Genomic DNA, 24,327 nt, shown 5'->3' on the forward strand with positions numbered 1-24,327 from the left:
CGTCTACAGTGGCGTGGTACGCGCGAGCCTTTACCGCCGGTTCACACGGAGAGGCTCGCTGGGATGTCTCTGTCAGGGGTGTGCGTGACGGCCGTCGAATCCCGTCCAGTGGGTGGGGGCACCGCCCATGCCGTCAAGGCTGCGGGGGAGCTCGGGGCGAGCCAGAACTCGAGCCACCGGCCGTTCGGGGCCCGTGTCAAGGCGTTCGTGGCACTGACCAAGCCGCGGATCATCGAGCTGCTGCTGATCAGCACCGTTCCGGTGATGTTCCTTGCGCAGCAGGGCGTGCCGGATCTGAAGCTGGTGCTGCTCACCTGCGTCGGCGGCTACCTCTCCGCGGGCGGCGCGAACGCGCTGAACATGTACATCGACCGTGACATCGACGCGCTGATGGACCGCACCTCGCAGCGTCCGCTGGTCACCGGCATGGTCAGCCCGCGCGAGTGCCTCGCCTTCGGCATCACGCTGGCGGTCGTCTCGACGCTGCTGTTCGGGTTCACCGTCAACTGGCTGTCGGCATGGCTGTCCCTCGGAGCGCTCCTCTTCTACGTTGTCGTCTACACGATGATCCTCAAGCGGCGTACGTCGCAGAACATCGTGTGGGGCGGCATCGCCGGCTGCATGCCGGTGCTGATCGGCTGGTCCTCGGTCACGAACTCCATGTCCTGGGCGCCGGCCATCCTCTTCCTCGTCATGTTCTTCTGGACGCCGCCGCACTACTGGCCGCTGTCCATGAAGGTCAAGGAGGACTACGCGCGCGTGGGCGTGCCGATGCTGCCGGTCGTCGCCTCCAACAAGGTGGTCGCCCGGCAGATCGTGATCTACAGCTGGGTGATGGTGGCGATCTCGCTGCTGCTGACGCCGCTCGGCTACACGGGCTGGTTCTACACGGCGGTCGCCCTGGCGGCGGGCGGCTGGTGGCTGTGGGAGGCGCACGCGCTGCAGAACCGGGCCAAGGCCGAGGTGACGGGCGCGAAGCTGAAGGAGATGCGCCTGTTCCACTGGTCCATCACCTACGTGTCGCTGCTGTTCGTGGCGGTGGCGGTGGACCCTTTCCTCCGATAGCTGCTTCTACGGCTTCCGACGGGCGATGGGGGCGCCCCCTGCTCGAGCGAAGCCGAGAGCTTGGGGGTGCGTGGTCAAGGCCACGCAACCCTCCCGTCGCCCTTTGATCTACTCATCGGTAGCATCCTGACCATGGCAGACACGCAGCAGGTTGACCCCAAGGCCGAGCGCAAGGCGACCCGGCTCGCCCACCAGATCAGCTCCTTCTCCAAAGCGCACGGAGGGGCCGAGGGGCAGGTCGCGTACATCGGGCAGCGCGGCGCCCGGATCGTGTTGGTCGGCGAGGACGGCACCTGGGGCGACCTCGTGGCGCCCACGTACGCCATCGCCGAGAAGGCGGTGGAGAAGTCCGGGATCACCGTCCACGAGGCGTTCGACGGCGAGCTGGCGGCCAAGGTGAAGACGGGCCCCTACGAGTGGACCCGCATGGCGGGCATCCAGGTGGGCGGCCCGAGCAACGGCTGAGCGCCGGGCCGATCGCCGGGGCCGACCGCCGCAGGTCCCGCCGACGGCCGACCCGGAACCGGGCCTCCGGGCGCAGAACCCTCTCGCGAGGCTGCCGCCGCGGTGGCGCTGACGTCACTGCGTGCGCCAGTGGGCCCGCAGCGTGCGCTGCCGGGGGAGAGCGTGCGCTGCCGGGGGAGAGCGTGCGCTGCCGGGGGAGGGGGACGGCCACGGGCCCACGCGGCGACCGGCCGTCCCTTGACGAACCGCTGGCCGGCACGGCGCCTGCGGCGCGGCGGTCGCGCGCCGACGGCCCAGCCGCCGTCGTCGGCGGCTTGTCGTCAGGGCCCCAGGCCGGCACTCGTCCGCATGGCGGCGATCGTGGTCGAACGCTTGAGGGGCATGACCGGGGGATGATCTCTCGCTCACTTGGGGGTACGTCCCTCGGAGCCTCGGAGCGTCGCCTGCTGCCCGGCCGCCTGTCACGGACACGTTCCCGCGGCGGCGGCCAACCGCCGGACCGCCTCTCGCACGGCCGTCGGCCGTGAGCCCCGCCGGTGGCGGCTGACAAACGTCGGCTCTTCGCACGGAACGCGGCGAAGCAACACCTGACGCCCGGTTCACCCGTTAGGACCGTAGAAGCGCGGGGTCCGGCGACGGACCCCCGGGGAGCGCACGGTCCAGTCGCGGGGAGTCCGGATGATCGAAACGCCGTCCCTCGTGGACCAGTACTGCCACGGCGTACTGAGAACGGAGCTGGGCCTCGGCACCTTCGAGGCCCAGCTGGCCCGGACCGAGGGACCGCCCGCCCCGGGCACCACCCTCTTCGACACACAGACCGGTTTCGCCGTACGCCGCTGGTGCCCGCCGCTGCTCGGCCTGGAACCGCACTGCCGGCCCGCCCGCTATCTCGCCCGGCGTCGGGAGCTCGGTGTGCTGGAGGCCGGCCGCAGGCTGCTGCGCGGCAGCGGCATCACAACGTACCTCGTCGACACCGGGCTGCCCGGCGACCTGACCGGGCCCGCCGAGATGGCCTCCGCGGGCGGGGCCACCGCCCATGAGATCGTGCGCCTCGAACTCCTCGCCGAGCAGGTCGCCGACACCTCCGGCACCGTCGAGTCCTTCCTCGCCAACCTCGCCGAGTCGGTGCACGGCGCAGCCGCGCACGCCGTCGCCTTCACCTCCGTCGCGGGCGTCCGGCACGGCCTGGCCCTCGCGCCCGAGCCACCCGGCCCGGGCGAGGTGCGGGGCGCCGCGGGGCGCTGGCTGGCCGGACGCCGGGTCGGCGGCGAGCTGAGCGACCCGGTGCTGCTGCGGCACCTGCTGTGGATCGCCATCGCCTCGGGGCGCCCGCTCCAGCTCCACGCGGGCCTGGGCGAGCCGGGCCTGCGCATCGACCGCACCGACCCGGTCCTGCTGACCGACTTCGTCCGCGCCACCGCCGGACTCGGCACCGACCTCGTCCTGCTGCACGGATACCCGTACCAACGTCATGCGGCCCACCTCGCCGGCGTCTTCCCGCACGTGTACGCCGACTCGGGCGCCGCGCTGGTGCGCACCGGGGCCCGGGCCGCGACGATCCTCGCCGAGATCCTCGAGCTGGCCCCGTTCGGCAAGATCCTCTTCTCCAGCGGGGCCCACGGGCTGCCCGAGCTGCACGTGGTGGGGGCCCGCCTGTTCCGCGAGGCCCTCGGACGGGTGCTCGGCACCTGGGTCGCCGAGGGCGCCTGGTCCCTGGCCGACGCCCAACGCGTGGCAGGGCTGATCGCGGCGGGGAACGCCACACGGGTGTACGAGCTGGAGTGAGCCGACGGCCGACGGCGGGTGTGTGCGTGCCGAATGACCCGGCGGCCCACGGCGGGTGTGGCCGGGCCGAGCGAGCCCGGCGGCCGACAGCGGGCCTCAGGCCTTCGTCAGCGCCGCCTCCGCCGACGGGCCCGGCAGGTCGGCCACCACCTCCGGCCGCTCGCGCAGCGACAGCAGCACGCGCAGCACCCCGATCCACACCAGGGACGAGCCCAGCATGTGCAGGCCGACCAGGAGCTCGGGGAGGTGCGTGAAGTACTGGACGTAGCCGATGACGCCCTGGCCGAGCAGGATCAGGAACAGGTCGCGGGTGCGGTGCAGCGGATCCTTGGGGGCGTCGACCGCCTTGAGGACGAACCACAGGGCGAATGTCAGCGTCACCACGATCCAGGCCAGCACGGCGTGCAGCTTGGCGACCGTCTCCCAGTCGATGGGGATTCGGGCGACCTCCTTGGAGTCACCCGCGTGCGGACCCGCCCCGGTCACCACCGTGCCCACCGCGATCAGCAGGAGGGTCGCGGCGACCAGGAACCACACCAGCTGCTGCACCGCCGTGCCGACCAGCGGACGCGGCGCCGCGTCACTCTCGCGGGTGCGCTGCCACATCACCGTGGCGACCGCGATGAGCGCCGAGGACAGCAGGAAGTGCGCGGCGACGGTGTACGGGTTCAGGCCGACGAGCACCACGATGCCGCCGAGCACCGCGTTGCCCATGACGACCCAGAACTGCGCCCAGCCCAGCCGGGTCAGGCTGCGCCGCCACGGCTTCTGCGAGCGCGCCGCGATGATCGCCCAGCCGACGGCGGCGCACAGAACGTACGTCAGCATGCGGTTGCCGAACTCGATGACGCCGTGCACACCCATCGCCCGGGTGGTGGTCAGCGAGTCGTCGGTGCAGGTGGGCCAGGTCGGGCAGCCGAGTCCCGAACCGGTCAGGCGCACGGCACCGCCGGTGACGACGATGACCACCGACATCACGAGCGCGGCGAGGGCCGCCCGCTGGACCGTCCTCGGGTGCGGGGTCCAGCGTGCGGCGATGAAGGCGAGCGGGTTGCGCGCGGCGGACACTGCGTCGGCGCGGGTCAGGTTTGGCACGCGTTCCATCGTAGGCCGCTGCTTGTGCACGCTTTCACGAGGGTCCGTCCTGCCGCCTACTCCCAGCGGAAGAACGCCCCGGCGGCCGCCAGCCCCACGACCGCCCAGACGGCGAGGATCCCCAGATCGCCCCACGGCATGCCGGCGCCGTGCTGCAACACGTCCCGCAGCCCGTCCGACAGCGCCGAGATCGGCAGCAGTCCCAGCACGTCCTGGGCGCCGGAGGGGAACTTGTCCAGCGGGACGATCACGCCGCCGCCGACGAGCAGCAGCAGGAAGACCAGGTTGGCGGCGGCCAGGGTGGCTTCGGCCTTGAGGGTCCCGGCCATCAGCAGGCCGAGGCCCGAGAAGGCGGCCGTCCCCAGGAGCAGGAGCAGGAGCACGGCGAGGGGGTTGCCGTGCGGCGACCAGCCCAGGGCGAAGGCGATCACCGTCAGCAGGACGACCTGGAGGGTCTCGGTGACCAGCACCGACGCCGTCTTGGCCGCCATCAGCCCCCAGCGGGGCAGCGGTGAGGAGGCCAGCCGCTTCAGCACGCCGTAGCGGCGTTCGAAGCCGGTCGCGATGGCCTGCCCCGTGAACGCCGTCGACATCACGGCGAGCGCAAGGATGCCAGGGGCGAGGAAGTCGACGGCCTTGCCCGCACCGGTGTCCACGATGTCCACCGAGCTGAACAGCACCAGCAGCAGTGTCGGGATCACGACGGTCAGCAGCAGCTGCTCGCCGTTGCGCAGCAGCATCTTCGTCTCCAGCGCCGCCTGCGCTGCGATCATGCGGGGCAGCGGGGCCGCCCCGGGCCGGGGGGCGTACGTACCGGTGGCGGTCGTCACGAGCGCAGCTCCTTGCCGGTCAGCTCCAGAAAGACGTCTTCGAGCGTGTGCCGTTCGACGGAGATCTTCTCCGGCATCACCCCGTGCTGCGCGCACCACGACGTGACCGTCGCGAGCAGCTGCGGGTCGACCTTGCCGACGACCCGGTAGGAGCCCGGCGTGAGCTCGGCCGCCGAGCAGTCGGCGGGCAGCGCCTTCAGCAGGGACCCCACGTCCAGCCCGGGGCGGCCGGAGAAGCGCAGGGTGTTCTCGGCGCCGCCGCGGCACAGCTCCTCCGGGGAGCCCTGCGCGATGACCCGTCCCGCGTCGATGATCGCGACGTCGTCGGCGAGCTGCTCGGCCTCCTCCATGTAGTGCGTCGTGAGGATCACGGACACTCCGTCGGCGCGCAGGTCGCGCACGAGGTCCCAGGTGGCCCGGCGGGCCTGCGGGTCGAGGCCGGCGGTCGGCTCGTCGAGGAACACCAGCTCGGGGCGGCCCACCACGGCCATCGCCAGCGCGAGCCGCTGCTGCTGGCCGCCGGACAGGCGGCGGTACGTCGTCCGGCCGCAGCTGCCCAGTCCGAGGCGCTCGATCAGCGAGTCCACGTCCAGCGGGTGGGCGTGCAGCTTGGCGACGTGGCGCAGCATCTCGTCCGCCCGGGCGCCGGAGTAGACGCCGCCGGACTGCAGCATCACACCGATGCGGGGGCGCAGCTCGGCGGACTGTCCGACCGGGTCGAGGCCCAGGACGCGCACCGTGCCGGAGTCCGGCTTCCGGTACCCCTCGCAGGTCTCGACCGTCGTCGTCTTGCCCGCACCGTTGGGACCGAGCACGGCGGTCACACCCGCCTGGGCCACCAGGTCGAGGCCGTCCACGGCAGTCTTCGTGCCGTACCGCTTCACCAGGGCCCGAACCTGGACCACGGGCTCACTTCGCATGGGCCCGAGTCTAGGTACGCGCTCCGGGTCTCAGACGGGCGGGTGCAGGAACTCATCCTCGCGGGGCCGGTGCACCGCCAGCCACCGCTCGGCGTACGCCACGGCGTCCGCCACGGGGAACAGCCGTACGTCGGCCGCGCCCACCCTTCCCCGTACGACGGGACGGTCCCGTTCGAAGTCGTGCCCGAGCTCGTCGAACCGCTCGGAGGTGGGCCACGACCTCTCACCCGTCCGGACCGGAGCGGCGACGGTGTCCGGTAGGCCGCCAGATGGAAGCAGGTGCAGGAGTCGTACCCGGCGCCCAGCAGGAGCACCCGGGCGCCGAGGGCCTCCAGCCGGGCCAGCGGACTGCTGGCGTGCCCGTCGACGATGTCCGCCGCGCGCGGACCGACGGCCGCGAACGACGTCTGCGGGTGCGCGCTCCGCTGGGCGCCCGGCCAGGTGCGCACGGTCTCCGGGATCACGCCGACCCCGCGCGAGGGCGTGATCAGCGGGTCGTACGCGGGCATCGTGGCCCGGATCGTCTCCCACCACTCCTCGGGTACCGGTGGACTGCTCCACGCCGCCGGGTCCGAGAGGTCGCCGGACTGCGTGGGGACCACGAGCGTGCCGTCCGGGCCGAGCGCGTCGAGCAGCCCATGGACGACCGCGACGGCTCCCCCGCAGACCCAGCCGAGTGAACTCAGGGAGGATCTCGCCGGGGCGGACGCCCAGCTCGCGCAACTGCGCGGTGACTGTGTCCCGGGTGACAAGAGGGCCGGTCGGAGGGGGTGTGGGCATGGTTCGGGAGTCTCCTCCGGCGGGCCCGGACCGCGCCACCCATTTGATCGACCAAAGATCGTTTCCGCAGGTCGATTAGGTATGCCTAAGTGACGCAGGGCACCGCTCGCCCGTCCGGGGGCCGCTTGTCAGGCCCTGAGGAATTACGCAACAATGGCGTTGTGAAAAACGTCGGCGCGGCTCGGGTGACCCCCATGGGGGCCCCTCACGAGGAGCTCGCGACCGGGGAGCGCTCGACGCGCAACCGGGTCGCGCGGTCCATCCTGGACCACGGGCCGTCGACCGTCGCCGAGCTCGCCGGGCGTCTCGGCCTCACCCAGGCCGCCGTCCGACGGCACCTCGACGCACTGGTCGCCGACGACGTCGTGGAGGCGCGCGAGCAGCGGGTCTACGGAGCGCGCACGCGGGGCCGCCCCGCCAAGGTCTTCGCGCTCACCGACTGCGGGCGCGACGCGTTCGACCAGTCGTACGACAAGCTCGCCGTGGACGCCCTGCGCTGGATTGCCGAGCAGGAGGGCGGGGAGCAGGCGGTCACCGCCTTCGCCCGCGCCCGGATCGCCGCCCAGGCCGCGGCCTACCGCAAGGCGATCGAGGCCGCCGCCCCCGAAGAGCGGACGGAAGCGCTGGCCAAGGCCCTGAGTGCCGACGGGTACGCTGCTACGGCGCGCAGCGCGCCCCTCCCGCAAAAGGGTCAGCAGCTCTGCCAGCACCACTGCCCGGTCGCCCACGTCGCCGAACAGTTCCCGCAGCTGTGCGAGGCCGAGACGGAATTCTTCGCCGAACTGCTCGGTACGCATGTGCAGCGGCTGGCGACCATCGCCCACGGCGACGGCGTCTGCACGACGTTCATCCCCAAGATTTCCAAGACCGATCACTACAGCCAGAACGCATCTGCAAGCACGGCCGGGAGGAACCCCGCATGACTCTCCCCATGGAGACTGCCCACCCCGAACTCGAGGGCCTGGGCAAGTACGAATACGGCTGGGCCGACCGCGACGTGGCCGGTGCGTCGGCACGGCGTGGCCTGAGCGAGGAGGTCGTCCGCGACATCTCGGCGAAGAAGTCCGAGCCGGAGTGGATGACCAAGCTGCGCCTGAAGGGCCTGAAGCTCTTCGAGAAGAAGCCCATGCCGAACTGGGGCTCGGATCTGTCGGGGATCGACTTCGACAACATCAAGTACTTCGTGCGCTCCACGGAGAAGCAGGCGGAGTCCTGGGAGGACCTGCCCGAGGACATCAGGAACACGTACGACAAGCTCGGCATCCCCGAGGCGGAGAAGCAGCGCCTCGTCGCCGGTGTCGCGGCCCAGTACGAGTCCGAGGTCGTCTACCACCAGATCCGCGAGGACCTGGAGGAGCAGGGCGTCATCTTCCTCGACACCGACACCGCGCTGAAGGAGCACCCGGAGCTCTTCAAGGAGTACTTCGGCACCGTCATCCCGGCCGGTGACAACAAGTTCGCCTCGCTGAACACGGCCGTGTGGTCCGGTGGCTCCTTCATCTACGTGCCGAAGGGCGTGCACGTGGAGATCCCGCTCCAGGCCTACTTCCGTATCAACACGGAGAACATGGGTCAGTTCGAGCGGACCCTGATCATCGTCGACGAGGGTGCCTACGTGCACTACGTCGAGGGCTGCACCGCCCCGATCTACAAGTCGGACTCGCTGCACTCCGCGGTCGTCGAGATCATCGTCAAGAAGAACGCCCGCTGCCGCTACACGACCATCCAGAACTGGTCGAACAACGTCTACAACCTGGTCACCAAGCGCGCCGTGGCCTACGAGGGCGCGACCATGGAGTGGGTCGACGGCAACATCGGCTCCAAGGTGACGATGAAGTACCCGGCCGTCTACCTGATGGGCGAGCACGCCAAGGGCGAGACCCTCTCCATCGCCTTCGCGGGCGAGGGCCAGCACCAGGACGCGGGCGCCAAGATGGTCCACATGGCGCCGAACACGTCGTCCAACATCGTGTCGAAGTCGGTGGCGCGCGGTGGCGGTCGTACTTCCTACCGTGGTCTGATCGAGATCGGCGAGGGCGCCGCCGGTTCGAAGTCGAACGTGCTGTGCGACGCGCTGCTCGTCGACACCATCTCCCGTTCGGACACGTACCCGTACGTGGACGTCCGCGAGGACGACGTGTCCATGGGCCACGAGGCCACCGTCTCCAAGGTCTCCGAGGACCAGCTCTTCTACCTGATGAGCCGTGGCCTCTCCGAGGACGAGGCGATGGCGATGATCGTGCGCGGCTTCGTCGAGCCGATCGCCAAGGAGCTGCCCATGGAGTACGCGCTGGAGCTCAACCGGCTGATCGAGCTGCAGATGGAGGGCGCGGTCGGCTGACGTCCGTCCCCCTCAGCAGCCGGCGGCCCGCCTTGAAGGGGCGGGCCGAGGGTCACCACTGACTTAGGAAGAGAGCACAACGACAGCCATGGCTGAGGCCCAGAACTCCCCCACTCTCGGCTCCGCTCGAGCGGGGGGACCCCCACCGGTGGGTTCCACCACCGTCGGCTCGATCGCGGTCGCCGCCGAGTCGACCGTCGCCACGCGCATGAGCGCGCCGCCCTCCTTCGACGTGGCGGACTTCCCGGTCCCGCACGGCCGTGAGGAGGAGTGGCGGTTCACTCCGCTGGAGCGGCTGCGCGGGCTGCACGACGGCACCGCGGTCGCCACCGGCGAGGGCGTGAGGGTCGACGTACAGGCCCCCGAGGGCGTCACCGTCGAGACGGTCGGCCGCGACGACGCGCGGCTCGGCAAGGCGGGCACCCCGGCGGACCGCGTCGCCGCCCAGGCGTACTCCGCGTTCGAGAAGGCCTCGGTCGTGACCGTCCCGAAGGAGACCGTCCTCACCGAGCCGATCCGCATCGCGGTGCACGGCGAGGGCGGGACCGCCTACGGCCACCAGGTGATCGAGCTCGGCGCCTTCGCCGAGGCCGTGGTCGTCATCGACCACACCGGTGACGCCGTGCTGGCCGCCAACGTCGACTACGTCCTGGGTGACGGCGCCAAGCTCACCGTCGTCTCCGTCCAGGACTGGGACGACAAGGCCGTGCACGTCGCCCAGCACAACGCGTTGGTCGGCCGGGACGCCGGCTTCAAGTCGGTCGTCGTCACCTTCGGCGGCGACGTCGTCCGCCTGCACCCGCGCGTGACCTACGCCGGGCCCGGCGGCGAGGTCGAGATGTTCGGCCTGTACTTCACCGACAAGGGCCAGCACCAGGAGCACCGGCTCTTCGTCGACCACAACACCCCGCACTGCAAGTCGCGCGTCGTCTACAAGGGCGCGCTCCAGGGCGACGACGCGCACGCGGTGTGGATCGGTGACGTGCTCATCGAGGCCAAGGCCGAGGGCACGGACACGTACGAGATGAACCGCAACCTCGTCCTGACGGACGGCGCGCGGGTCGACTCGGTGCCGAACCTGGAGATCGAGACCGGCGAGATCGTCGGCGCCGGCCACGCGAGCGCCACCGGCCGCTTCGACGACGAGCAGCTCTTCTACCTGATGGCCCGCGGCATCCCGGAGCACGACGCCCGTCGCCTGGTGGTCCGCGGCTTCTTCGCCGAGCTGGTCCAGCAGATCGGCGTCGAGGACATCGAGGAGCGCCTCATCGCCAAGATCGAGGAGGAGCTGGAGGCGTCGGTCGCATGACGTCGTTCGTACGCGCCTGTGGGCTGAGCGAGCTGGAGGAGGGCACCCCGAAGCGGGTGGAACTCGACGGTACGCCGGTCTCGGTCGTGAAGACCGAGGGGGAGGTGTTCGCGATCTACGACATCTGCTCCCACGCGAACGTCTCGCTCTCCGAGGGCGAGGTGGAGGACTGCCAGATCGAGTGCTGGCTGCACGGCTCCAGCTTCGACCTCCGCACCGGCAAGCCGTCCGGCCTTCCCGCGACGCGCCCCATCCCCGTATACCCCGTAAAGATCGAAGGGGACGACGTGCTCGTCTCCCTCACCCAGGAGTCCTGAGGCACCCATGGCAACGCTTGAAATCCGAGACCTGCACGTCACCGTCGAGGCCGACAACGCCACGAAGGAGATCCTCAAGGGCGTCGACCTCACCGTGAAGCAGGGCGAGACGCACGCCATCATGGGCCCCAACGGCTCGGGCAAGTCGACCCTCGCCTACTCGCTCGCAGGTCACCCGAAGTACACGATCACCAGCGGCACCGTGCTGCTCGACGGCGAGGACGTCCTTCAGATGTCCGTCGACGAGCGCGCCCGCGCGGGCCTGTTCCTGGCGATGCAGTACCCGGTCGAGGTCCCCGGCGTCTCGGTCTCCAACTTCCTCCGTACGTCCGCCACGGCGATCCGCGGCGAGGCGCCGAAGCTGCGCACCTGGGTGAAGGAGGTCAAGGAGGCCATGGAGCGCCTCCATATCGACCCGTCCTTCGCCGAGCGCAACGTCAACGAGGGCTTCTCCGGCGGTGAGAAGAAGCGCCACGAGATCCTCCAGCTGGAGCTGCTCAAGCCGAAGATCGCGATCCTCGACGAGACGGACTCCGGCCTGGACGTCGACGCGCTGCGCATCGTCTCCGAGGGCGTCAACCGCGTCCATGAGACGGGCGAGGTCGGCACCCTGCTGATCACGCACTACACGCGCATCCTGCGCTACATCAAGCCCGACTACGTCCACGTCTTCTCCGCCGGGCGGATCGTGGAGTCCGGCGGCGCCGAGCTCGCCGACAAGCTGGAGGACGAGGGCTACGAGGCATACACGAAGGGTGGCGTATCCGCGTGACACAGCTGCCGGGCCTCCTCGACACCGAGGCGATCCGCAAGGACTTCCCCGTCCTGGACCGGCTGGTCCACGACGGCAAGAAGCTCGTGTACCTGGACAACGCGGCGACCTCGCAGAAGCCGCGTCAGGTGCTGGACGCCCTGAGCGAGTACTACGAGCGCTACAACGCCAACGTCCACCGCGGTGTGCATGTGCTCGCCGAGGAGGCCACGGCGCTGTACGAGGGCGCGCGCGACAAGGTCGCCGCGTTCATCAACGCGCCGAGCCGCGACGAGGTGATCTTCACCAAGAACGCCTCGGAGTCGCTCAACCTCGTGGCGAACATGCTCGGCTGGGCCGACGAGCCCTACCGGGTGGACCACGAGACCGAGATCGTCATCACCGAGATGGAGCACCACTCCAACATCGTGCCGTGGCAGCTGCTGGCGCAGCGCACGGGCGCGAAGCTGAAGTGGTTCGGCCTGACCGACGACGGCCGGCTCGACCTGTCCAACGTCGATGAGATCATCACGGAGAAGACGAAGATCGTCTCCTTCGTGCTGGTGTCCAACATCCTGGGCACCGTGAACCCGGTCGAGGCGATAGTGCGCCGCGCGCAGGAGGTCGGTGCGCTCGTCTGCATCGACGCCTCCCAGGCCGCGCCGCACATGCCGCTGGACGTCCAGGCGCTCCAGGCCGACTTCGTGGCCTTCACCGGCCACAAGATGTGCGGCCCGACCGGCATCGGCGTGCTCTGGGGCCGCCAGGAGCTGCTGGAGGACCTGCCTCCGTTCCTGGGCGGCGGCGAGATGATCGAGACGGTGTCGATGCACTCGTCGACGTACGCCCCCGCGCCGCACAAGTTCGAGGCGGGCACCCCGCCGATCGCGCAGGCGGTCGGCCTGGGCGCGGCGATCGACTACCTCAACTCGATCGGCATGGACAAGATCCTCGCCCACGAGCACGCGCTCACCGAGTACGCGGTGAAGCGGCTGAGCGAGGTGCCGGACCTTCGGATCATCGGCCCGACCACGGCCGAGGACCGGGGCGCGGCGATCTCCTTCACGCTCGGCGACATCCACCCGCACGACGTGGGCCAGGTCCTCGACGAGCAGGGCATCGCGGTCCGGGTCGGCCACCACTGCGCCCGTCCCGTCTGCCTCCGGTACGGAATTCCTGCGACCACGCGAGCGTCGTTCTATCTGTACTCCACGCCGGCCGAGATCGACGCTCTGGTCGACGGACTGGAGCACGTACGGAACTTCTTCGGCTGAGGGGCGTGCGGAGACCGTGAAGCTGGATTCGATGTACCAGGAAGTCATCCTGGACCACTACAAGAACCCGCACGGGCGGGGCTTGCGGGATGGCGACGCCGAGGTGCACCACGTCAATCCGACGTGCGGCGACGAGATCACGCTGCGCGTGAAGTACGACGGCACGACCATCGAGGACGTCTCGTACGAGGGCCAGGGCTGCTCCATCAGCCAGGCCTCGGCCTCCGTACTGAACGAACTCCTCGTCGGCAAGGAGCTGGCCGAGGCGCAGAAGATCCAGGAGACCTTCCTGGAGCTGATGCAGTCCAAGGGCCGCATCGAGCCCGACGACGCGATGGAGGACATCCTGGAGGACGCGGTCGCGTTCGCCGGGGTGTCCAAGTACCCGGCCCGGGTCAAGTGCGCCCTGTTGAGCTGGATGGCCTGGAAGGACGCGACGGCCCAGGCGCTGGGCGGAGCCGACGCCGAAAGGAAGACGGCATGAGCGACACCGTGGAGATGAAGCCGGTCTCGGAGGAGGAGCTCCGCGAGGCCCTGATGGACGTCGTCGACCCCGAACTGGGCATCGACGTCGTCAACCTCGGCCTGATCTACGGCATCCACATCGACGAGTCGGCGAACATCGCCACTGTCGACATGACCCTGACCTCCGCGGCCTGCCCGCTGACGGACGTCATCGAGGACCAGGCCAAGTCCGCCACGGACGGCCTCGTCAATGAGCTGCGCATCAACTGGGTCTGGATGCCGCCGTGGGGCCCCGACAAGATCACGGACGAGGGCCGCGAGCAGCTGCGGGCGCTCGGGTTCAACGTCTGAGATCCACGAGCCGAAACGAACGGCGAGGTCCGAGTGGGCCTCGCCGTTTCTCGTTACTTCTCTGCCGGTGCAGGAAGCGGCCGGGGAAGTTGACCGACGCCAGCATGATCACGCCCGGGTAGGACGGCGCACGGGGGCAGGTGTGGTGTCCTGGCAGAACAACGACTGATGTGTACGGCCGTACACATGGCTCGGTACGCTCCACCGCATGGGATACCTGACGCTCGCCGGTGCCATCGCTGCCGAAGTCGCCGCCACGACCGCCATGAAGTACAGCGACGGCTTCAGCCGGCTGGGGCCCTCGCTGGTGACCCTTCTGGGGTACGTCGTGTCCTTCGTGCTGCTCGCCCAGACCCTGAAGACCGTGTCCATCGGCACGGCGTACGCGATCTGGTCCGGGGTCGGCACCGCGGCCGTGGCGGCTATCGGGCTGGTGCTGTTCGGGGAGGGGCTGGGCGTGGCCAAGGTCGCCGGGATCATGCTGATCGTCGGCGGGGTCGTGGTCCTGAACCTGGGCGGAGCCCACTGATGCCCCGGCGTTACGACCCGGAGCGGCGGCAGCGGATCATCGACGCGGCGATCCGGGTGGTGGGCGAGAAGGGCATCGCCGGCCTGAGCCACCGCTCCGCCGCCGCGGAGGCCGATGTGCCGCTCGGCTCCACGACGTACCACTTCTCGACCCTCGACGAGCTGCTGATCGCCGCGTTGCGGCAGGCGAACGAGGGTTTCGCCAAGGTGATCGCCGCGCGGGGCGGCCTGGAGGACCCGCGGACCGACCTGGCGGAGGAACTGGCGGGCTGGATGGGGGACTGGCTCGCGGGGGACCGTACCGGGGTGGAGCTGGAGTACGAGCTCTATCTCGCCGCCCTGCGCCGCCCGGCGCTGCGTCCCGTGGCCGCCGAGTGGGCCCAGGACCTCGCCGAGATGCTGTCCCGCCGCACGGACCCGGTGACGGCGCGGGCGCTGGTGGCGTTGATGGACGGGATCTGTCTGCAGGTGCTGCTGACCGGGGCGTCGTACGACGAGCGGTACGCGCGTGAGGTGCTCGCGCGGGTCATTCCGCCGGGTCCGGGTCCGGATCCGGATCTGGGTCCTCGGTCGGACGCCTGACCGTTTGAATGACGCCGTTGAATGCCGCCGTCACGCCTCTCGCCCGCCACCTGGGACGGCGCCGCGCCGGTGCGGTGGGTCAGCCCGGAACCCGGCCCACTCGCCCGCCACCTGAGACGGCGCCGCGCTGGTTCGCCTCCACGGCCTCCCGCCGGTTAGGTTTCCCTCATGACCGACACGACTGCTCCCCGCACCACCGGCGCCGTTGCCGCCGGCCTTGCCACGATCGCCTCCGACGGCACCGTTCTCGACACCTGGTTCCCCGCGCCCGAGCTGGCCGCCGAGCCCGGCCCGTCCGGTACCGAGCGGCTGACCGCCGAGCGGGCCGTGGAGCTGCTCGGCGAGGGCGCGGCGAAGGCGATCGGCCCGGACGCCCGACGTAGCGTCGAGGTGGTCGCGGTCCGTACGGTCATCGCCTCGCTGGACGACAAGCCGATCGACGCGCACGACGTCTACCTGCGCCTCCACCTGCTGTCGCACCGGCTGGTCAAGCCGCACGGCCAGAACCTGGACGGCATGTTCGGCTTCCTCGCCAACGTCGCCTGGACCTCGCTCGGCCCGGTCGCCGTCGACGACATCGAGAAGGTGCGCCTCAATGCCCGCGCCGAGGGCCTGCACCTGCAGGTGACCTCGGTCGACAAGTTCCCGCGCATGACGGACTACGTCGTCCCGAAGGGCGTCCGCATCGCCGACGCCGACCGGGTCCGCCTCGGCGCGCACCTCGCCGAGGGCACCACCGTCATGCACGAGGGCTTCGTGAACTTCAACGCGGGCACCCTCGGCACCTCCATGGTCGAGGGCCGCATCTCGGCCGGCGTCGTGGTCGGCGACGGCTCCGACATCGGCGGCGGCGCGTCCACCATGGGCACCCTGTCCGGCGGCGGCAACGTGATCATCTCCATCGGCGAGCGCTGCCTGATCGGCGCCGAGGCGGGCGTCGGCATCGCGCTCGGCGACGAGTGCGTCGTCGAGGCCGGCCTGTACGTCACCGCGGGCACCCGCGTGACCATGCCCGACGGCCAGATCGTCAAGGCCCGCGAACTCTCCGGCGCCTCCAACATCCTCTTCCGCCGCAACTCGGTCACCGGCGCGGTCGAGGCCCGCCCGAACAACGCGGTCTGGGGCGGTCTGAACGAGATCCTGCACAGCCACAACTGACGCACCCGGCACCAAGGCGCCCTCCTGCCGCCCGGGAGGGCGCCTCGTCGTTCACGGCGCCACGGAGTCCGCGAACTCCGCCAGCGCCGCGAAGTCCGCCTCGCGCATGCCGAGCCTCGGGTCGACGTGGTGCAGCAGGGTGGGCGCGGAGTGCTCGGCAGCCACGTAGGCCGTGTCCGCCGGACTTTGCTCGTCGTCCACCCAGGCGAAGGGCCGCCCCTCGGCGTAGGCCACGATCGCCTCGGTCTTCCAGTGCACACCGTCGGGGCGGATGGCGAACAGGCCCTTGCCGAATTCGACGTACGGCAGCTCGGGCAGGCCGACGACGGGGGCGATCCAGCGGTTCGCCGCGTCCATCCACGTGGTGGCCCAGCACAGGTCGTACCCGAGGTCCAGCAGCGCGGGGCCGTGCGAGGGGTTCAGCCAGACCCGCAGCGCCCGGCCCGGGTGCAGGGCCACCCGGATCGTCGTATAGCCCGCGGGGCGCCGCTCGGGCTGCGCGGCGTACGGGTTGAGGGGGCCGTCGACGTCGAGGAACAGCAGGGGGCGGCTCACGGAGCCACCGTACGGCACCTGCGGCGCGGGACCGACGGAAATTTCCGCGGGCGGACAGGCATAGTGACGAGCGGCCGCACGCGCACGGGCAGCAGCTGCTCGCCTGGGCCGGCAACGACTCGCTCGTCGCCTGCGACATCGGTGCCGACGGACGGTTGGCGGGTCCTGGCCGCCACGTGCGCGGGTTGCGTACGCGGCCGTACGTCCGTGACGCTCGCCGGCTTCGCCCGGCTGGCCGGGGACGGGCTGCGGGTCGTGGCGGGCGGCGACGCCCAGCAGCCCGCCGCTGCCGGTCCCGGCGTGCCCGAGGGGCTCGGCGTCGCCGCGGGGCTTGGCGTGCCCGAACTCGTCGCGGAGGCCGCCCTGTTGCAGGCCCGGCTCGACTGGTTCCAGACCCAACTGGCCCGTCTCGGCGAGCGCGGGGGCGGCGGCACCGGGAAGGGGTAGCGGGGGCGTCCCGGGGTACCCGGATGGTCCGAACCGAGAGGAGGCGGAGCATCGTGACCGGGACCACGGACGCCAGGCCCGTGCGCAGCGAGTACCACCCGGTGGGCGACCGCTCGGTGGGCGAGCTCGTCCATGAGGCCACCGAACAGCTTTCCCGGCTCGTACGGCAGGAAGTCACCCTCGCCAAGGAGGAGCTGGCGGAGAAGGGACGGCGTGCGGGGCGCGGCGGCGAGCTGCTCGGCGCCGCAGGCGCCATCGCCCACGTCGGACTGATCGCGCTCGCCGGTACGGCCACCGCCGCGCTCTCGCTGACGCTGCCCGTGTGGGCCGCGGCGCTCATCGTGACGGCCGTGCTGTTCGCGGTCGCGGGCCTGCTGGCCGCGACCGGCCGCGCTCAGCTGCGCCGCGCCGCGCCGCCCGCGCCCGAGGAGACGCTCGGCAGCGTCAGGGCGGACGTCGAGGAGATCAGGGAAAGGGTGCACCACCGATGACGGACAGGACACAGGGGACGGGCGGCGGGTCCACACCGGCCGCCGGAGCCAAGGGCCCCGACGAGCTGCGAGAGCAGATCGAACAGACCAGGAGCCAACTCGGCGACACCGTCGAGGAGTTGGCCGCGAAGATCGACGTGATGGGCCGCGCGAAGGCCCGGGCGGCCGACCTGAGGGACAAGGCCGACGCGATGACGGTCCAACTGTGCAGCACGGCCGCGCAGGCCGGACACAGGGTCCAGCAAAAGGCCTCTCAGGCCGGCCACACGGTTCAGGAGAGGGCAGCCCACGCCGGTCACAGGGTCCAGGAGAGGGCCGCCCACGCCGGTCACAGGGTCCAGGACAGGGCGGTGCGGGCCGGTCACACGGTCCAGGACAGGGCGACACACGCGAGCCACGCGGTCGAGCACTCGGCCCCGCAGCCCGTCCGCACCGCCGTCCAGGCCGGCCGCCGCCACCCCCGCGCGCTGATGATCGCGGGCGCGGCGGGCGCGGCGGTCGTCGCGGCCGGGGTGATGGCACGGCGGCACCACAGGCGCCACTGATGCGACCGACGGCCGACAGGGAAGGACAGAGGCCGCCCCCGCCCACGTGGCGGGGGCGGCCTCTTGGGTGCCGGTCGGCACAAATCAGCCCGCCTGGGAGTACTCCCTGCTCGTAGTGGAGCCGACGGTCAGCTCCCGACGCCGGTCACCTACCTCGCGCCGCCCTCGGCTTCGGCGGCCACGCCCGCGTGTCCCGGCACGCCGTAGTACGTCAACGCGGCCGCACGGTCGGAGAGTTCGTCGTCCAGCAACTCCCGCGCCGTGCGCCGCACCACCGCCCGCCACGACCGTGCGGGCAACCGACTGGGACCGTCCTTGCCGTCCATGGCCAGGCGGGTCTCCCGAACGGGTGGGCCCGAATCGCGGAGTGACCTCAATCTTGGTTGAGGTTGGAGGGTGGGTGCACTTCATCCGCTGACGATCACCGGAGGGTCCCATGACCCGTCGTACCGACGCCCACCCCGATCTCGCCGACCCCCGCATCGGCGTGCCCTTCTTCAGCACCTGGCGCGTGGGCACACCCCTGCGGCAGCGGCAGACCGTCGAGGCCATCGCCACCACGTGGGAACGCCGCCCCTGGCCCGCCGACGACCTGCTCGCCTACCACGTGTACACCGGCCACGACACTTCCACCCTGCTGCACTACTCGCAGTGGACGAGCGAGCAGGCGTACGAGGCGTTCGTGAAGACCCGGCGCCAGGAGCGCGTCGACGAGATCGACACCGCCGTGCCGGGGATCGAGCGGTTGGGCCTTGGTTTCGGTACCGGCACTACCGCAGCGGCGGTCTCGCCGACCGCGGCGGCCGCGTCCCCGGCTGCATCGTGATCGTCGACGTCGAGTTCGAGGGCCCCGACCCCGAGCGGCAGCGCGCCTGGGTCGACGCCGTCTTCGAGGCGCTCGAGGGCGAGCCGCACCCGCATCCCGGCGGGATCGCCGCCCACTTACACCTGAGCACCGACGGCACCAGCGTCCTCAACTACGCCGAGTGGGAGAGCGCCCAGGCGCACATCGAGGCCCTGGCGGCTCCCGGTGACGGCGTCGGCTCGGCGACGGCCCAGTGGGAGCGCGTCCAGACCTGGCCCGGACTGAAGAGCACCACGGTCAGCCGCTACGACCACGCACTCGGCCTCGTGCCCGAGTGACCTCCCCTGACTGACCTCCGCGGCCCACGCTCCTCCTCCTCGTTTACCGGAAACTTCAACCGTCTGGACAAAAAAAGTTTTCGGTGAGACGCTGGACCCGTGCTGGACGTGACCGTGATCGAGGACCCCGAGGCTGCAGTCGTCTCCCTGGACCCCACAAGGGCCCGGCTGCTCGCCGAGCTGGCGGCCGGCCCCGCGTCGGCCGCCATGCTGGCGGGCAAGGTCGGACTGCCCCGGCAGAAGGTGAACTACCACCTCAAGGCGCTGGAGCGGCACGGCCTGGTCGAGCTGTCCGGGGAGCGCCGCAAGGGCAACGTCACCGAGCGGCTGATGCGCGCGACCGCCGCGTCGTACGTCATCTCGCCGCTCGCCCTCGCCGCCGTGCAGCCGGACCCGGACCGCTTCCGCGACCAGCGCTCCGCACGCTGGCTGCTCGCCCTCGGCGCCCGGCTCGTCCGGGACGTCGGCTCGCTGATCACCGGCGCGGCGAAGGCCCGCAAGCGGCTCGCGACGTACGCGCTGGACGGCGAGGTCCGCTTCGCCTCGGCCGCCGACCGGGCCGCGTTCGTCCAGGAGCTGACGGCGGGCGTGAGCGCCCTGATCCGCAAGTACGACGCGCCCGGCGCCGAGGGCGGCCGCGACCACCGGATCGTCGTCGCCCTCCATCCCACGGTCAAGGACCACAGCGCCCCGGAACTCGAATCTCAGTAACTCGAATCTCAGTAACTCGAATCTCAGTAACTCGAATCTCAGTAAGCAGGAGCCCGCCATGTCCAAGGAATTCGAGATCGTTAGTTCGAGGTCGACGCCACGCCCGAGGAGGTGTGGGAGGCGATCACCACCGGCACCGGAGGGTATCTGTGGCCGATGGAGCCCCCCGAGCCCCGCGTGGGCGGCAGGGGACCCTTCGGGTCCACGGTCACTGCCTGGGACCCGCCGCACCGCTACACCAACCGGGTCGAGGATGTCGAGGGCATGTCCCAGCAGACCCTCAACCAGCTCGATCACACCATCGAACCGCGCGACGGCGGCCGCCGCGCCTGGGTGCGGTACGTGCACAGCGGCATCTTCGTCGACGACTGGGACAACCAGTACGACGGCGCGAACAAGCACACCGACTTCTACCTGCACACGCTGCGCGAGTACCTGACCCACTTCGCGCCCCGCCCGGTCGCCTTCGCGACCCTGAACGGCCCCGAGGCGTCGAAGGCGGCCGGCGCCTTCACCGCTCTCGCCCGGGCCCTCGGCCTGCCGCAGGACACGGCCGAGGGCGCCGCGGTGAGCGCCCAGGGGCCCGGCGGGCGGGTCCTGGACGCCGTACTCGACTACCGCAACCCGTACTTCATCGGGCTGCGCACCGACGACGCCCTCATCCGTTTCTTCGGCCGCAACCACTGGGGCGCGCCGGTCGGTATCAGCGTCCACGACTTCGCGCCTGACGCCGACGCCAAGGCGAACGAACTCGCCTGGCAGGAATGGCTGAACGGGGTCTATGCCTGACCGCGCGACCCCGTCCGGCACGCTCCGCGGGTGCTACGGGTGCAACCGCAGCACCTGCGGGTCGTGGTCGCTGATCTGGTCGTGGAACTTTGAGTTGATGTGCACGCTGTCGTAGTCGAAGTCGCAGCCGCGCCGGATCGACGGGCTGACCAGGATCTGGTCCAGGACCTGGCTGTTGCCCTGGTAGTCGTAGGTGTAACGCTCGCTCTTCGGCAGCGACTTGATCGCCGACCACAGCTCGCCGTCGCCCTCGAGGATCCGGGCGGTGTCGGAGAACTCGAAGTCGTTCATGTCGCCGAGCGCGACGACGTCCGCGTTCTTCTGGACCTTCAGGATGTCCTTGACGAAGGAGTTCACCTCGGCCGCCTGGAGGTGGCGCTGGGTCTCCGAGCTGCGCGTCGGCGGCTGGTACTGCGCGGTCAGCCCCTGGTCGCCGCCCTTGGAGGGGAAGTGGTTGGCGATCACGAAGACCGTGCGGCCACGGAAGACGAACTCGCCGGCCAACGGCTTGCGGCTGGATTTCCAGGCGTCGCTGGTCGGGTCGATCCGGCCGGGGGAGACCGTCAGGGCCGCCCTGCCGTGCTCCTTGGTGACGCCGACGGCGGTGGTCGAGTCGCCGCCCGGGCGGTCGGTGAAGGAGACCCGCTCGGGGTTGAACAGGAACACCTGGCGGATGTTGCCGCCCGGCTCGCCACCGTCCTGGTCGTTGACCGGGTCGACCGAGCGCCAGTCGTACTTCGGGCCGCCCGCCGCGACGATCGCGTCGATCAGCTTGGTCACCGTCCGGCTCGCGTCGACCGTGCCGTCGTCGGTGGCGCCGTTGTTGTCCTGGATCTCCTCCAGGGACACGATGTCGGGCGACTGCAGGTTGTTCACGATCGCGGAGGCGTGCGCCGCGAAGGTGGCGTCGGAGGGGTCGAGGTTCTCGACGTTGTAGGTCGCCACCGCCAGCTCGCCCCGGGACTGCTTGCGGGTCGTCTCACGCTGCAGGCCGCCGCTCTTGAGGGTGCCGAGCCGGCTCGCGACGAGGGTGTAGCCGCCGTACTGGTTGTAGTCCAGCGGGCCGGTGGTGGTGCCGGTGAGGGTGTCGCCGACGTTCGCGACCGGGAAGTCCGCGGTCGAGCCCAGCGACTGGATCTGCAGCCGGCCGGTGTTCTGGGAGTCGTAGGAGCCGTACACCGTGCCGCCGCGGCGGTCGCGGTGCTCGTACGGCTTCACCGTGACCCACAGCTCGCTGTACGGGTCGGTGGCGGTGACCACGCGCGTGTCGGCGACCTGGACGTTCATGCCCTCCAGGGACTCGTAGTAGTCGAGGGCGTACTTCGACGGCTGCAGGGTCAGGCCGTTGACCGAGCCGTTCGCGGCGGCGTCGCCGGCCGGGGTGTATGCGCCCGGCACCGACTTCGCGTCGACGACGACCGGGGCCGGCACCGCGTTGCCGCTGGAGACCACGGTGACCGTCGGCTTGGTGATCTCGGTCACCGACTGGTTGCCGGACGAGGTGCCGCCCGGGACGTACTCCGAGACCGTGCCGGTGACCGTGACGGAGTCACCGACGGCGACCTTCGGGGTGGAACTGGTGAAGACGAAGACGCCCTCGCTGGTCGCCGGGTTGTCGTCCGGGGCCGGGTCCTGGATCCAGAAACCTCTCGACGAGCCGTAGGTGCGCACACCGGTGACGATTCCGGCCACGTCCGTGACCTTCTGGCCGGCGTGCGGCGATATTCGGGTCGTGCCCTGGATGTCGTGGATGCGCACGGAGTCCGCGTGCGCGGGCGTGGGGAGGACAATCATCTGGGCGGCAGCCGCCGCGGAACAGACGGCGGCGACGGTCAGCGCGGCGAGACGCGCGGAAGACTTGCTCGGCAACGGGATCCCTCCGGGGACGTACGTGAGCGTCGGGACGAGGGTGGAGCGTGGAACCGTGGGGCCGCGACCGGTGGGGCGGTGGCGACGCGCGCAGAGATCAGTGAACAGCTGTCCCCCTAATTTCTACGCGCGTCAATCTCCTGCGTGGTCAGGCCAGTTGTCAAGGTTTCGGCCATGTACGGCTGCTGACGGAGAGATGAACCGGGCGGCATCGGTGGAAATCCGTCTAGGCTGAGCGGCTGAGTCGTACGGCTTTCAAGGCCCTCTAGGAGAACCAGCCGATGTCAGACAGGTCCCCGTTGCCGCCGGTGCGGCTGACTTCCGAACCGGAACTGGCCCGGGACGCCCTCGCCACCCCGCTGCTGTCGCGCGCCGCGCGGCTCGCCCGCTGGGCCGGGCCCGAGACACGCGTCGACGCCGACGGCGGGCTGGTGGAGGAGCAGCTGCCCGCCGCAGCCGAGGTGCTCGGGCTGAGCGGTGACGACGCGGCGGCCTGCGCCGGCGAGGCCTGGCGCGTCGCCGTCGACACCGGGCTCGTCGAGGTCGTCGACGCGGAGGCCGGCACCGTCGCGGCGGGCGAGGACCTCGGCCTGCTCACCGGCGGTTCGCCGCACGACGTGCTCTCGGTGTGGCGGGGCGCGCTGGAGTCGGTGCTGGCCGACGCGAGCGTGCCGGACCTGGAGGGCCTGATCGACGCGATGGACGAGGGCGGCACGGTCGACCTCTCGTCGCTGGACTGGGACCGGGAGGCCGAGGCGGAGTTCCTCGACGGGGTACTGGCCAACCTCTACCTGCTGACCGTCAGTGAGGACGGGCCCGCCGACGGTCCGGTGCCGCTTCCGGTGCTGGCCGCCTCGCTGATCGTCCCCAGCGACATGGCGGAGCCCACCAACGACATACTGGAACAGGTCTCCGACGCGATGATGCGGCTGGACGACCAGTTCCGGCTGCTGGAGCCGGCGGGGCTCGTCGAGTACCGGCCGGTGGACGAGACGCTCATGACGGAGGCCGAGGAGGAGCCGTCGGCGCCGGTCGACGAGGTGGACGTCGCCCGCTACGGCATGGTGCGGCTGACGCCGCTCGGGCTGTACGGGCTGCGGGCCCGGCTGCTGGAGGCCGGCTACGAGGCCCCCGCGGTCGGGGACCTCGCGGACAAGGGGGCCGACGCGCTGCTCGACGGGACGGCCGCGTTTCCGCCGGCGGCGGCGCAGGCCGAGACCGAGCAGTGGGTGGCGCGCCGCGAACCGCTGCTCGCCGCACGGGAGTTGCTCGCCGCGGCGCGCGGCACGGACGCCGGGGCGCCGCTGCGGCGGCTGCGCTGTCAGCAGGCGCTGTCCCTGGTCGGGACGGAGGCCGAGCCGGCGCTGCGGGAGGTGCTCGACGACGCGGAGCTGGGCGGGCTCGCGCGGGTCTGGCTGACCGAACGGGGCGTCCTGGACGTGCCGGCGCCGTCGCAGGAGATGGTGTTCTGGCTGACCATCGACACGATTGCTGCGCAGCTTGCGGCCGAAGGGGACTCGGACGAGCTGCACGCCCTGGTGACGGGGCTGGCCCAGCAGCACAGTGGGTTCTTCGCGGCGGCGTGGCGGGTGGATCACCCGGCGACGGCGGATGTGCTCGAGGCGATGGGGCGGCTGCATCCGGACAAGAAGATTGCGAAGGAGGCGCGCAAGGCCGCCTTCAAGGCGCGTTCGCAGCATGGGGGTTGAGGGCGGTTCGGCACCTTGCCGACTGCCTTGACGGCGTGGACCCCCGGACCAC

The 24,327-nt window shown here is 70.8% G+C and carries 23 protein-coding genes and 5 pseudogenes; 21 read left to right on the forward strand and 7 right to left on the reverse strand.

Translation table 11 applies throughout. The features are described 5' to 3' along the window. Positions 1 to 63: 63 nt before the first annotated feature. The 3 genes from ABZV31_RS14120 (at position 64) to ABZV31_RS14130 (ending at position 3,315) form a co-directional block, all read left to right on the forward strand. Positions 64 to 1,065: a heme o synthase gene (locus ABZV31_RS14120; RefSeq protein ID WP_355892631.1), complete on the forward strand. Its 1,002-nt coding sequence runs from the start codon at positions 64 to 66 to the stop codon at positions 1,063 to 1,065. Between the two features lie 132 nt (positions 1,066 to 1,197). Then, positions 1,198 to 1,530: a hypothetical protein gene (locus ABZV31_RS14125; protein ID WP_355892634.1), complete on the forward strand. Its 333-nt coding sequence runs from the start codon at positions 1,198 to 1,200 to the stop codon at positions 1,528 to 1,530. A gap of 678 nt (positions 1,531 to 2,208) precedes the next feature. Continuing rightward, positions 2,209 to 3,315, forward strand: a complete 1,107-nt coding sequence (locus ABZV31_RS14130) for an amidohydrolase family protein (protein WP_355892637.1) — start codon at positions 2,209 to 2,211, stop codon at positions 3,313 to 3,315. Between the two features lie 96 nt (positions 3,316 to 3,411). On the opposite strand, the gene ABZV31_RS14135 is transcribed toward ABZV31_RS14130, so the two are convergent. The 4 genes and pseudogenes from ABZV31_RS14135 to ABZV31_RS14150 all read right to left on the reverse strand — a co-directional run bounded on the left by ABZV31_RS14135 (position 3,412) and on the right by ABZV31_RS14150 (position 6,940). Beyond that, a complete protein-coding gene (locus ABZV31_RS14135) occupies positions 3,412 to 4,419 on the reverse strand; it encodes a COX15/CtaA family protein (protein ID WP_355892640.1) in 1,008 nt (335 codons plus the stop codon). A gap of 47 nt (positions 4,420 to 4,466) precedes the next feature. Beyond that, positions 4,467 to 5,183 carry an ABC transporter permease gene (locus tag ABZV31_RS14140; protein WP_355893046.1) on the reverse strand — a complete coding sequence of 239 codons (717 nt, stop codon included), beginning with the start codon at positions 5,181 to 5,183 and terminating at the stop codon, positions 4,467 to 4,469. Between the two features lie 53 nt (positions 5,184 to 5,236). Continuing rightward, positions 5,237 to 6,160: an ABC transporter ATP-binding protein gene (locus tag ABZV31_RS14145; RefSeq protein ID WP_355892642.1), complete on the reverse strand. Its 924-nt coding sequence runs from the start codon at positions 6,158 to 6,160 to the stop codon at positions 5,237 to 5,239. 30 nt (positions 6,161 to 6,190) lie between these two features. Beyond that, a pseudogene (locus tag ABZV31_RS14150) lies at positions 6,191 to 6,940 on the reverse strand (AAC(3) family N-acetyltransferase). A 161-nt stretch (positions 6,941 to 7,101) separates the two neighbouring features. Here ABZV31_RS14150 and ABZV31_RS14155 point away from each other — a divergent pair. The 11 genes from ABZV31_RS14155 to dapD all read left to right on the forward strand — a co-directional run bounded on the left by ABZV31_RS14155 (position 7,102) and on the right by dapD (position 16,016). Beyond that, on the forward strand, positions 7,102 to 7,863 hold the full coding sequence (locus tag ABZV31_RS14155) for a metalloregulator ArsR/SmtB family transcription factor (protein ID WP_355892645.1): 762 nt from the start codon (positions 7,102 to 7,104) through the stop codon (positions 7,861 to 7,863). Then, the gene (sufB, locus tag ABZV31_RS14160) at positions 7,860 to 9,281 is read left to right on the forward strand and encodes a Fe-S cluster assembly protein SufB (protein WP_355892648.1); all 1,422 of its coding nucleotides are present in this window, start codon (positions 7,860 to 7,862) and stop codon (positions 9,279 to 9,281) included. The genes ABZV31_RS14155 and sufB overlap by 4 nt, the downstream gene beginning before the upstream one ends. Positions 9,282 to 9,369: 88 nt before the next feature. Then, positions 9,370 to 10,590 carry a Fe-S cluster assembly protein SufD gene (sufD, locus tag ABZV31_RS14165; RefSeq protein ID WP_355892651.1) on the forward strand — a complete coding sequence of 407 codons (1,221 nt, stop codon included), beginning with the start codon at positions 9,370 to 9,372 and terminating at the stop codon, positions 10,588 to 10,590. Beyond that, entirely contained in the window at positions 10,587 to 10,907 is a 321-nt protein-coding gene (locus tag ABZV31_RS14170; RefSeq protein ID WP_355892654.1) for a bifunctional 3-phenylpropionate/cinnamic acid dioxygenase ferredoxin subunit, read from the forward strand. The genes sufD and ABZV31_RS14170 overlap by 4 nt, the downstream gene beginning before the upstream one ends. Positions 10,908 to 10,914: 7 nt before the next feature. After that, on the forward strand, positions 10,915 to 11,679 hold the full coding sequence (gene sufC, locus ABZV31_RS14175; RefSeq protein WP_355892657.1) for a Fe-S cluster assembly ATPase SufC: 765 nt from the start codon (positions 10,915 to 10,917) through the stop codon (positions 11,677 to 11,679). Next, positions 11,676 to 12,932, forward strand: a complete 1,257-nt coding sequence (locus ABZV31_RS14180; RefSeq protein ID WP_355892660.1) for a cysteine desulfurase — start codon at positions 11,676 to 11,678, stop codon at positions 12,930 to 12,932. Before sufC ends, ABZV31_RS14180 begins: the two co-directional genes overlap by 4 nt. Positions 12,933 to 12,948: 16 nt before the next feature. Next, complete coding sequence (sufU, locus tag ABZV31_RS14185; RefSeq protein WP_355892663.1) at positions 12,949 to 13,416, forward strand: Fe-S cluster assembly sulfur transfer protein SufU; 468 nt, start codon at positions 12,949 to 12,951, stop codon at positions 13,414 to 13,416. Beyond that, positions 13,413 to 13,748, forward strand: coding sequence for a metal-sulfur cluster assembly factor (locus ABZV31_RS14190; RefSeq protein ID WP_355892666.1), 336 nt, complete (start codon positions 13,413 to 13,415; stop codon positions 13,746 to 13,748). The genes sufU and ABZV31_RS14190 overlap by 4 nt, the downstream gene beginning before the upstream one ends. 208 nt (positions 13,749 to 13,956) lie before the next feature. Next, a complete protein-coding gene (locus ABZV31_RS14195; protein ID WP_355892669.1) occupies positions 13,957 to 14,277 on the forward strand; it encodes a multidrug efflux SMR transporter in 321 nt (106 codons plus the stop codon). Beyond that, positions 14,277 to 14,858, forward strand: coding sequence for a TetR family transcriptional regulator (locus ABZV31_RS14200; RefSeq protein ID WP_355892672.1), 582 nt, complete (start codon positions 14,277 to 14,279; stop codon positions 14,856 to 14,858). The genes ABZV31_RS14195 and ABZV31_RS14200 overlap by 1 nt, the downstream gene beginning before the upstream one ends. Before the next feature lie 168 nt (positions 14,859 to 15,026). After that, the gene (gene dapD / locus ABZV31_RS14205; RefSeq protein ID WP_355892675.1) at positions 15,027 to 16,016 is read left to right on the forward strand and encodes a 2,3,4,5-tetrahydropyridine-2,6-dicarboxylate N-succinyltransferase; all 990 of its coding nucleotides are present in this window, start codon (positions 15,027 to 15,029) and stop codon (positions 16,014 to 16,016) included. 51 nt (positions 16,017 to 16,067) lie between these two features. Here dapD and ABZV31_RS14210 read toward each other — a convergent pair whose 3' ends face one another. Beyond that, positions 16,068 to 16,571 (reverse strand): hypothetical protein, encoded by a 504-nt coding sequence (locus tag ABZV31_RS14210; RefSeq protein ID WP_355892678.1) that lies wholly within the window; start codon positions 16,569 to 16,571, stop codon positions 16,068 to 16,070. Between the two features lie 153 nt (positions 16,572 to 16,724). Here ABZV31_RS14210 and ABZV31_RS14215 point away from each other — a divergent pair. From ABZV31_RS14215 to ABZV31_RS14225, 3 genes and pseudogenes are all read left to right on the forward strand, one after another. Continuing rightward, a pseudogene (locus ABZV31_RS14215) lies at positions 16,725 to 17,018 on the forward strand (hypothetical protein); the annotation flags it as partial. 53 nt (positions 17,019 to 17,071) lie between these two features. Next, entirely contained in the window at positions 17,072 to 17,509 is a 438-nt protein-coding gene (locus tag ABZV31_RS14220; protein WP_355892681.1) for a phage holin family protein, read from the forward strand. Continuing rightward, entirely contained in the window at positions 17,506 to 18,054 is a 549-nt protein-coding gene (locus ABZV31_RS14225; protein ID WP_355892684.1) for a DUF3618 domain-containing protein, read from the forward strand. The genes ABZV31_RS14220 and ABZV31_RS14225 overlap by 4 nt, the downstream gene beginning before the upstream one ends. 197 nt (positions 18,055 to 18,251) lie before the next feature. On the opposite strand, the pseudogene ABZV31_RS14230 reads toward ABZV31_RS14225, so the two are convergent. Beyond that, positions 18,252 to 18,386, reverse strand: a pseudogene (locus ABZV31_RS14230) (ribonuclease BN); the annotation flags it as partial. Between the two features lie 104 nt (positions 18,387 to 18,490). Here ABZV31_RS14230 and ABZV31_RS14235 point away from each other — a divergent pair. From ABZV31_RS14235 to ABZV31_RS14245, 3 genes and pseudogenes are all read left to right on the forward strand, one after another. Beyond that, positions 18,491 to 19,197: pseudogene (locus ABZV31_RS14235) on the forward strand (antibiotic biosynthesis monooxygenase). Positions 19,198 to 19,296: 99 nt separating this feature from the next. Continuing rightward, the gene (locus ABZV31_RS14240) at positions 19,297 to 19,908 is read left to right on the forward strand and encodes a helix-turn-helix domain-containing protein (protein ID WP_355892687.1); all 612 of its coding nucleotides are present in this window, start codon (positions 19,297 to 19,299) and stop codon (positions 19,906 to 19,908) included. Between the two features lie 58 nt (positions 19,909 to 19,966). Then, a pseudogene (locus tag ABZV31_RS14245) lies at positions 19,967 to 20,697 on the forward strand (SRPBCC domain-containing protein). A 33-nt stretch (positions 20,698 to 20,730) separates the two neighbouring features. Here the strand turns inward: ABZV31_RS14245 and ABZV31_RS14250 are convergent. Beyond that, positions 20,731 to 22,566: an endonuclease/exonuclease/phosphatase family protein gene (locus ABZV31_RS14250; RefSeq protein WP_355892690.1), complete on the reverse strand. Its 1,836-nt coding sequence runs from the start codon at positions 22,564 to 22,566 to the stop codon at positions 20,731 to 20,733. A gap of 281 nt (positions 22,567 to 22,847) precedes the next feature. Here ABZV31_RS14250 and ABZV31_RS14255 point away from each other — a divergent pair, with 281 nt between their 5' ends. Next, the gene (locus ABZV31_RS14255) at positions 22,848 to 24,275 is read left to right on the forward strand and encodes a hypothetical protein (RefSeq protein WP_355892693.1); all 1,428 of its coding nucleotides are present in this window, start codon (positions 22,848 to 22,850) and stop codon (positions 24,273 to 24,275) included. Positions 24,276 to 24,327 lie beyond the last annotated feature (52 nt).

The organism is Streptomyces sp. NPDC005202 (genome assembly GCF_040608235.1).
Lineage (GTDB): Bacteria > Actinomycetota > Actinomycetes > Streptomycetales > Streptomycetaceae > Streptomyces.